Below are 9558 nucleotides of genomic sequence, written 5' to 3'. Positions count from 1 at the left end.
CGCCATTGCTTCACCATTACTTCTATTTTCAAAATAAAAGTTTATGGTATTTTTATGATTAAATTTATCGAAAACTAGCAAAGGATCAACTAAGCTAATTTCTAGGGGAATACTGACAATTTTACTATTATTATGGCGACGGCAATTTTCCTGAACCTCTAATAGCAATTGATTAAGATATTTGTAATCTACAAAGGTGTGGCTACGACATGGTGAAATTGTCATGGATGTATAAGTTAATTTTTATTAAGTTATCTTCCTAAAATGTCATAAATCATGGTGGTATTTTTATAGGTAACATAATTCAGTTACCATTAACCAGCATAAACTTAGTTTGATTTTGGGCTTGATCCTGTTTTGGTAGCAAGATAGCAGGTTTTATGGCAGGATATTCCCCTATAATCATAAAATTAGCACTTTTTGGTAATTTACCAAAGTTAAACTCTGAAATTATAAAATTTAACCGATAACTAAAGTTCTGGTAATTTAACTAAGCACAACTGATGACTTCAACTCAGATTTCACCACCTCAAGCTAAACTATGGCTGGCGGCTATTAAACCGCCAATGTACAGTGTTGCTATTATGCCGATTTGGGTAGGTTCGGCGGTAGCATTTAGGGAAGTAAAGATTTTTAATATAACAATATTTTCTTTGTTTATTGCCGCAGCAATTTTGCTTTTAGCTTGGGAAAATATTAGTAATGATGTATTTGATGCAGAAACAGGAATTGACCAGAATAAACATCATTCATTGGTGAATTTAACTGGTAATAAAACTTTAATGTTTTGGATAGGAAACCTGTGTTTAGGTTTGGGGTTGTTGGGAATAATAGCGATCGCTTTTGTGCAAAAAGACCCCACAGTTATTGCTATAATCCTCTTATGCTGCGGCTTAGGCTATATGTACCAAGGTCCCCCCTTTCGGCTAGGATACCAGGGTTTAGGGGAATTTCTCTGCTTTTTTGCCTTTGGTCCATTGGGTATGGGTGCAGCCTATTACAGTCAAACTCAAACTTGGTCTATCATTAATTTAGCAGCTTCCATGATTTTGGGCATTGTTACCAGTTTAGTGCTATTTTGCTCCCATTTTCACCAAGTTGCAGATGACATAGCCGCAGGAAAGAAATCTCCCATTGTGCGTTTAGGAACGCAAACAGGCGCAAAGGTATTAGTCGGATTTACGGCGAGTATTTATCCCTTAACTTTGCTATTTGTGATTTTGAATATTTTCCCAATTTGGACTTTACTCAGTTTCCTGAGTTTACCTTTTGCAATTCAATTATGTCGTCACGTCTTAGAAAATCACAATCAACCAGACAAAGTAAGTAACTCTAAATTCATCGCTATCAGAGTTCAGTTTGTGAGTTGCTTATTTTTGGGTGTGGGATTTATTATGGGTTAATAATTTTCAGAATTAAACGCAGATAAACGCAGATGAACACAGATAATTTTATACCTCATCAGACTAGGAACCGCTATATAAAGCAAGGAATACGGAATGGGATAAATTTTCTTCTTCTTTCTTTATCCCTCCTGAATCCTGACTCCTGACTTCTGACTCCTTTCTCATGATTTATCAATTTTCCTTTCGTTACTTTAGTCAGAAATTCACCAAACCTATGATTACAAATCATGGAATTTGGGAAATCCGCGAAAGCATAATTATCCGCTTAATTGACGAAAAAGATCAGATTACTTGGGGAGAAATTTCCCCTATTTCTTGGTTTGGTTCAGAAACCATAGAACAAGCCTTAGATTTTTGTCGTCAACTTCCAAAAGAAATTACCAAAGAGATAATTTTTGCCATTCCCGATAAATTACCAGCCTGTCAATTTGCTTTTGAATCTTCAACCCACCCAGGTGGGTTTCGTCTGTGTAGCCGCGTTAGCGTGCCGGAGGCATCTTTCCAGTCGCCAGGTACTAATCTCACCTACAGCGGCTTATTACCAGCCGGAAAATTAGCTTTAAATCAATGGAGTAACTTATGGGAACAAGGATATAAAACATTTAAATGGAAAATCGGTGTTAATGAAATCAATCAAGAATTAGAAATATTTGATTTACTCATTTCCAGTTTACCAACATCAGCAAAATTACGTTTAGATGCTAATGGCGGACTTACTTATCAACAAGCTAAATTATGGCTAGAAAAATGTGATCAATTCTCACCCAAAATTGAATTTATCGAACAACCTTTATCTGTAGATAAATTTACAGAAATGCAAGAATTAAGTAACTTATATTTAACACCCATAGCCTTAGATGAATCTGTCGCCAATCTCCACCAATTAGAATCATGTTTTCAGCAAGGTTGGCGAGGAATATTTGTAATTAAACCGGGAATATTCGGTTCACCATCTCAGTTAAGAGAGTTTTGCAAACAACATCAAATTGATATTGTATTTTCATCTGTCTTTGAAACCGAAATTGGTAGACAAGCCTCACTACAATTAGCCGCAGAATTATCCACAAATAACCGCGCTGTTGGCTTTGGAATTAACCACTTTTTTCAACAACAAGAAGCAAACTGGCTAGAAAGTCTATGGAAAACATTTTAGATAATATCCAAAACCATGATTGGCTAATTTGTGATCATAGCCAAGAATTACCAAAGATAGCAACAGAATTATATTTAAAATTAACCCAGTTATCAAATCCAAAAATCATCATTGCAGAAAAATCGCCAGTGAGATTTTTAGGAAGTTTTATTGCTGCTTGTGCGGCTAAATGTCCAGTTTTTCTCTGTAACCCAGATTGGAGTCAAGACGAATGGGAACAAGTCTTTAATTTAATCCAACCAGATATAGTTTTAGGAATAGATTATCACTTTTCAAAATCACAAATTTCCAATTATGAATTACCAATTAGTAATACTATCATGATTCCTACGGGTGGTTCATCAGGAAAGATAAAATTTGCTATTCATACATGGCAAACATTAACTACTTCAGTGCGAGGATTTACAGAATATTTTCAAATCAATTCAGTTAATTCATTTTGTGTATTACCATTATATCATGTGAGTGGGTTAATGCAATTTATGCGTTCCTTCACAACAGGAGGTAAATTAGTCATAACCTCATCTAAAACCTTAGAAAATTCTCAATTACCAAATATTAATCCCCACGATTTCTTTATATCTTTAGTTCCTACCCAATTACAAAAATTCCTCCAAAATCCCGCATTAACTCAATGGCTATCCAAATTTTCTACTGTCCTTTTAGGAGGTGCGCCACCTTGGGAAGAACTATTAGAAAAAGCGAGATATCATCAAATTAGATTAGCACCTACCTATGGAATGACAGAAACCGCTTCTCAAATAGCAACTCTTAAACCGGATGAATTTTTACAAGGTAAATTTAATAGTGGAAAAGTCCTACCCCATGTTAAAATCGTCATTGATAATCCACCGGGAAATCTAAATATTCAAACTCAATCTTTAGCATTAGGTTATTATCCCCAAATCTGGGAAAATAGAAATAACTTTATAGTTGATGATCTTGGTTTTTTAGATCATCAAGGCTACTTACATATTATTGGCAGGAATAGCGACAAAATCATTACAGGTGGGGAAAATGTTTACCCAATCGAAATTGAATCAGCGATTAGAAGAACTCAAATGGTAATTGATGTTTGTGTAATTGGTATAGCTGATAAATATTGGGGACAAGCATTAACAGCCATTTATATTCCCAAAGATAAAAATATTTCCCACATAGAAATTCAAACTCAACTCAAAAATCAACTGAGTAAATTTAAAATTCCCAAATATTGGATTTCCCTACCAAACTTACCCCGTAACGTCCAAGATAAAATCAACCGTCAACAACTCCAAAAAATCGCCGAAGATATTCTGAAAACATAATACTTTAGATCCCCGACTTCTTGCAAGAAGTCGGAGATCTATGTCCTGAAATCACATAACCTCCTCCCTTGACCTTCTTCTCTCTGCGCCCTCTGCGTCTCTGTGGTTAGTTTCTAGCCAATGATTCATATAACTTGGTAATTCCAGCTTATTTCTACTATTTATATCAATACAAACGTGCCTAGTAATTGCCTTAGCAACTACGACTTCATCTATGATAATCTCATAGGTAATTTCAAACTTATCTAAACCTATTTTTTCTGCTAATAGACTAATCATTAAATTGTCACCACAATACATAGGACGTAAAAAATCTACATTTGTATGAACAATAGGAAAAGCCACAGATGGATTAGTAAAAAATGATTTAAGATTAATACCAGAAGCGGCTAATGAAACCTCATAAGCTTCATGACAAATTCTCAAAATGTTAGCGAAATAAACGACTCCAGCCGCATCAGTATCTTGAAATCTTACAGTGTAGTAATATGTAAAAGCCATTGCAAAAATGTCCTGAATTAAAATCTGCTATTACATATCATTTTACTTAATATTAACTTTTAATAAAAATCCCATGATCTCAGAACGCATAGATAATGTTTTTTGTCAATGCGTAAGTCCTAGTACAGCATGGCGCAAATAAAGTAACCATTCTTAATAGCTATTACGGGTTGAGGTAAATAAATTTCATGCTGTTATTGATGAATCGTTTCTGGGCGCAGACCCTGCTTTCTGAATTTTTCATGGTCAGAATCTACTAGTACAGCCTGGTGTAAATAATATGACTATTAAAAGCTCCGAAAATTTGATTGATTACAAGGCTTGAAAATGGTTTATTCACTTAGGGAACACCAAAAAATAAATTACCCAATTTTGTGGGATGGGCATCCTGCCTGTCCTTGATGATTAGCAGGCAAGATGCCCGCACCACAAGAAATTTTTGGGTATTTTTTTAATTGGAAGTCCCTTAAGCCGCAGTGTAGTAGTATCATAGGAATATTATTACCAAGTATAACTACGCATAAATCGGGATGACAGGATTCGAACCTGCGGCATCCTGCTCCCAAAGCAGGCGCGCTACCAAGCTGCGCTACATCCCGTAAAGCCATCAAAACCAAACTCCACACGAACCGAATCATGTATTGTTGGTTCATCTCGACTATCATATCACAAAAAATAAAAAATGCAAACCCAATGATCCAGAAAAATCAGATTTAGGGAAATATCCTCAATTCCCTAATCCCCACACCCCAGCTACCTGATCACTGAGGATACCAAAACATTCCTTTTATACCTTCAGGATCTGACATAAAGCCCATCGTCTTATAGAAATCTACAACATGAGGGTCGGCAAAAAGAGTGACATTACTAATTTCTTCACTCCTGAGTTTTTTGAGGACATATTTCATTAATGCCTTACCTAGTCCTCTACTTTGAAAATCAGGATGAACGACTACATCCCAAATAGTGGCATTAAAAGCATGATCTGAGGTAGCACGGGCAAAACCAATCAAACGCTTTTTGTTTCCTCGCACTTGCCACATAGAGGCTACGAGAAAACTATGCTCAATAGCTTTTTTTACTTTTCTAAGAGGGCGACGTGACCAGCCAACTGCATCACAGAGTTCTTCAAGTTCATAAAGGTCAATATCTCTTTCCGTACTGAAAACGATTTGATCCTTACTTACACTAGAATTACCATCAACTTCCGCTGTATGCTCATTAACAGCAGTGTTTTTATTTGTCGCTAAAGATTCAGGAGTGCTAAACCAAGTTTTCCAAAAACCCATGCCAATGCAGTTCGGGTAGTATGACTAAAATTGGTTTCCACTTTTAAAAAGTGTTGATTCACATTTAACGTCACTATGATTATTGCCGGCTAATTCACTAGAAACATTCTACGCGGTTTAGCGATTTGCAATACTCACAGCTAGTTATCCAGTGTTTCTTCCCAATCACTCTCAACTCTAGCATTTTGTTTTGACACTACTCCATAAAACTGAACCAAAGGCAAAAATTTTCCGAAATTCAAGGATCTTTCTCATTTTCGTGACTAGTTTCAGTCGCGTTGCTGTCATGACCAGATAAAACTCAGATCATCCTATGCTAATCAATATCAACTTCAATAACACAATGAGAATAAATAATTTAACTGATCCGCTGTAGACTTTAAAAGATAACATTATTTCTGATACAGCAGAATTCAGGAGTCACCGAGTCACCGAGTCACCAAGTCAGGACTAAAACTGCCTTGCTATCTGGCTTTGAATTTAGATCCTGTACCTCATTAATTTGCAATATGCTGTATCTAATTAAATTGGGGATACGTGAGAGGCACAAGACAACAGGTAACAGGTAAAAGTGCTTAATCTTCCCCCTGTCCCTTGTCCTCCTGCCCCCCTGCTCCCCTGCCCCAGTTTGTACAAAACAAGCAAGTCCTACCCGCAAAAATGGCTTCTGGTTTAAAATCTTCAACTCTAGAACTCCTGAAACGCTTTAATCGGGCGTTTCCCCAATTCTATGAGCAATTTGTTAGCAGTGAGATTCAACTTCAAAATTTACGCCTAGCATACCGTCTTTATAAAACTAAACGGGCTGTTATTGAGATGAAGCCAGAAGGGAGTAAAAGCGCCCTTCATTTTGCCTACCGCAATCAATCTTTCCTCTTGAGCGATATTTTTGGTGTCCTAGCAGCTTATGGTTTAACTATTCATGGTCTAAGTTTATACGGTCAAATTCGACCACCAATGCTGGTTTTTATTAAATTACTGGTATCTCGTGGCAATAAAGCACTAACTGAAAAAACTGCTGAAAATGTTTGTCGTGCTATTCGTGAGGCATTAGCAGGCACATTTGAGGTAGAAGAAATGCTGGCTGTAGAATTTAATCTTGATGCTGGTTTGGAACAGGTACAAACTGATTTCTATGTTGATCCTGTTTTTCATCTTCCGGCTTTAGTAATTGAAGCTGATAATCAACCTGGATTATTCTATAAAGTAATGTATGCTATCTGGCAAGAAGATCTGCTGGTGGTTAACGCCAATTTACTAGTTTGGCGCGGACGGACTCGACTAATTCTTTATTTGTTAGGTCCGAATGAAAGTCTCATTCCTGAATATTTAGGTCACAAAATCGCGGAAGGGGTGAAACATAGATTACTTAATCAATAAAATTAGCTCAGTAGGTTGGCGTTAAAAGTTGTTGTTATAACAAGGCAAAAGGTTTTAGATAATTGTACTTTTATTTACACATTTTGTTTATTTAACGTCCATCTGCTTAATTCAAAATTTTAATTTTTGAATTTTTGGTTCTCTGTTCGTGTTGAGTTGTATTGAGTCGCACCCACCCTTGAGGGTACGATATTTAATTATGGCAACAATAGAAATCTTAGGCGTTCCACATACTTATGAGCTAACTGCTCCCACATCATGCCCCCATACTTTAGTATTTATCCACGGTTGGCTAAATAGTAGTGTATATTGGCAACCTGTGATTTCTCGTTTATCGGTAGATTTGCAGTGTTTATCTTATGATTTACGAGGTTTTGGTGAATCCCAGTCTCAGGTGACATCAGATATAGAACTGACTGCTACAGACTCTAGTATGGTTAGTTTGTCTTTGGATTCTATGCACTCTCCATATGCTTATGCTCAGGATTTGGCTGTGCTTCTCCAACACCTGAATATTTCTAGCGCTTGGTTAGTCGGTCATTCCTTAGGTGGTACTATTGCTCTATGGACTGCGGCTCAACTACCTGATTGTGTTCAAGGTGTGATTTGTATTAATGCCGGTGGTGGGATTTATCTGAAGGAAGCTTTTGAGCAATTTCGCGCCACTGGGCAAAAATTTTTACAAGTCCGTCCCCGTTGGCTTTCACAAATGCCTTGGATTGATTTGTTGTTTACTAAAGCTAGTGTGTTGCGTCCTCTAGACCGATATTGGGCGCGTCAACGACTGATTGATTTTATTATTGCTGACCCTGAAGCTGCTTTGGGAACTCTTCTCGACTCCACTACGGAAGAAGAAATTAACTGTCTACCCCAATTAGTATCCAAATTAAAACAGCCAGTCTATTTTTTAGCTGGTGCTGACGATAAGGTGATGGAACCTAAGTATGTCCGCCATTTAGCAAGTTTTCATTGGCTTTTTCAATACGTGGGCGATAATGTGATTGAAATTCCCGATTGTGGTCATCTGGCTATGTTGGAACAACCAGAAGCCGTGGCTGAACATATTCGGTCATTAGTCATTAGTCATTAGTTATTGGTCATTAGTTATTAGTTATTGGTCATTGGTCATTGGTCATTGGTCATTGGTCATTGGTCATTGGTCATTGGTTATTAAGAAAATTCTTCTTTCTCCTGAACTCCTGAATGGGCGCAGTCCCTGCGCCCCTACGTCCTGATAGCGTAGCGTGGCGTTAGCCATACTCCTGAATGGGTGCGAGACCTGCGCCCCTAAGTCCCGAACTAATTTTCGTATAATTGCATGACTTGGTTCAGTGAGAGCCGGGAATGCACTCCTAATGTGAGGGGTGATGTTCTCCCAAGTGATAGATGTTCGGCGGCGGCACAGCCAATCATGGCGGCGTTGTCGGTACAAAATTTTAAGGGGGGGAATAAAACCCGGATGTTATGTTTGCTGGCTGCTGCTTGTAAATGCTTTCTTAGTCCACTATTAGCAGCTACACCACCACCTACGGTAATGGTATCTAGTCCATAGTTACGAGCGCAGGCGATCGCCCTTTTGGTGAGCGATCGCGCTATGGTATCCTGAAAACTAGCCACTACATCCGCTATTGGTACTTCTTTGCCCTCTTTCTCTAACTGCTGCACTAAACGTAATACTGCTGTCTTCAATCCGCTAAAACTACAATCATAAGGATGATAACCCCCACCAGGTAAAGAAATTTTGCCTTCCGGTAATGCAAAAGCTTGGGGATTGCCAGTTTGTGCCAGTTTATCAATTATTGGTCCACCGGGATAACCCAGTTTTAACAACCGCGCCACCTTATCAAAAGCCTCACCCGCCGCATCATCACGGGTTTCTCCCAAGGTTTCGTAGATACCATAATCTTTCACATAAATCAAGCTTGTATGACCTCCAGAAACAAGTAAGCTAAGAAAGGGAGGATTTAAACTTGGCTCACTCAAGTAAGTCGCGTAAATATGACCTTCCAGGTGATGCACCCCCAAAAAAGGCAAATTATGGACAATTGCCAGAGTTTTAGCAGCCGTTAATCCTACCAGCAACGCTCCTACCAGTCCAGGCGCACAAGTGGCAGCTACCCCGTCAATCTGACTCCAATCTAAATGACTAGATGCGATCGCTTGCTCTATTTCATAATTCAGCGTTTCTAAATGCTGACGTGAAGCCACCTCCGGCACTACCCCACCATATTGTTGATGAACAGGAATTTGTGAAGCAACAATACTGCTACATACTTCACGATTCTTAATAATTGCCACAGCAGTTTCATCACAACTGGTTTCAATAGCCAAAACGGTTGTCATAGGAGATTAATAGGGAATAGGGAACAGGGAATAGGGAATAGGGAATAGGGAACAGGGAATAGGGAACAGGGAACAGGGAACAGGCAAGAGGCAAAATGCAAAATGCAAAATGCAAAATGCAAGAGAATATATATATTCTCTCATATCTCCCCTACTCCCTGCCCCCTGCCCCCTACTCC

8 protein-coding genes, 1 tRNA gene and 1 pseudogene are annotated in these 9558 nt (G+C 38.2%); 5 read left to right on the top strand and 5 right to left on the bottom strand.

The window, feature by feature from the left end; all coding sequences use genetic code 11:
* A pseudogene (locus tag IQ228_RS13780) lies at positions 1-225 on the bottom strand (isochorismate synthase); the annotation flags it as partial.
* A 278-nt stretch (positions 226-503) separates the two neighbouring features.
* Here IQ228_RS13780 and menA point away from each other — a divergent pair.
* The 3 genes from menA (at position 504) to IQ228_RS13765 (ending at position 3866) form a co-directional block, all read left to right on the top strand.
* The gene (menA, locus tag IQ228_RS13775; protein ID WP_193963174.1) at positions 504-1403 is read left to right on the top strand and encodes a 2-carboxy-1,4-naphthoquinone phytyltransferase; all 900 of its coding nucleotides are present in this window, start codon (positions 504-506) and stop codon (positions 1401-1403) included.
* 166 nt (positions 1404-1569) lie between these two features.
* Positions 1570-2559: an o-succinylbenzoate synthase gene (locus IQ228_RS13770; RefSeq protein ID WP_027402296.1), complete on the top strand. Its 990-nt coding sequence runs from the start codon at positions 1570-1572 to the stop codon at positions 2557-2559.
* Positions 2544-3866, top strand: coding sequence for a 2-succinylbenzoate--CoA ligase (locus IQ228_RS13765; protein ID WP_193963172.1), 1323 nt, complete (start codon positions 2544-2546; stop codon positions 3864-3866). The genes IQ228_RS13770 and IQ228_RS13765 overlap by 16 nt, the downstream gene beginning before the upstream one ends.
* Before the next feature lie 51 nt (positions 3867-3917).
* Here the strand turns inward: IQ228_RS13765 and IQ228_RS13760 are convergent, their stop codons facing one another.
* The 3 genes from IQ228_RS13760 to IQ228_RS13750 all read right to left on the bottom strand — a co-directional run bounded on the left by IQ228_RS13760 (position 3918) and on the right by IQ228_RS13750 (position 5656).
* Positions 3918-4367: a thioesterase family protein gene (locus IQ228_RS13760; RefSeq protein WP_027402294.1), complete on the bottom strand. Its 450-nt coding sequence runs from the start codon at positions 4365-4367 to the stop codon at positions 3918-3920.
* Positions 4368-4892: 525 nt separating this feature from the next.
* Positions 4893-4966 (bottom strand) — tRNA-Pro (locus IQ228_RS13755).
* Between the two features lie 162 nt (positions 4967-5128).
* Entirely contained in the window at positions 5129-5656 is a 528-nt protein-coding gene (locus IQ228_RS13750) for a GNAT family N-acetyltransferase (protein WP_027402293.1), read from the bottom strand.
* 660 nt (positions 5657-6316) lie between these two features.
* Here IQ228_RS13750 and IQ228_RS13745 point away from each other — a divergent pair.
* Both IQ228_RS13745 and IQ228_RS13740 read left to right on the top strand, forming a co-directional pair.
* Entirely contained in the window at positions 6317-7036 is a 720-nt protein-coding gene (locus IQ228_RS13745; protein WP_027402292.1) for a hypothetical protein, read from the top strand.
* Between the two features lie 199 nt (positions 7037-7235).
* On the top strand, positions 7236-8126 hold the full coding sequence (locus IQ228_RS13740) for an alpha/beta fold hydrolase (protein WP_027402291.1): 891 nt from the start codon (positions 7236-7238) through the stop codon (positions 8124-8126).
* 209 nt (positions 8127-8335) lie between these two features.
* Here IQ228_RS13740 and tsaD read toward each other — a convergent pair whose 3' ends face one another.
* Positions 8336-9379: a tRNA (adenosine(37)-N6)-threonylcarbamoyltransferase complex transferase subunit TsaD gene (tsaD, locus tag IQ228_RS13735; protein WP_027402290.1), complete on the bottom strand. Its 1044-nt coding sequence runs from the start codon at positions 9377-9379 to the stop codon at positions 8336-8338.
* Between the last annotated feature and the right edge of the window lie 179 nt (positions 9380-9558).

Origin of the sequence: Dolichospermum sp. LEGE 00246 (assembly GCF_015207865.1) — a bacterium.
Taxonomy (GTDB): domain Bacteria; phylum Cyanobacteriota; class Cyanobacteriia; order Cyanobacteriales; family Nostocaceae; genus Dolichospermum; species Dolichospermum heterosporum.
The sequence above is the reverse complement of the archived record's forward strand: the minus strand, read 5'-3'. Positions and strand labels throughout refer to the sequence as shown.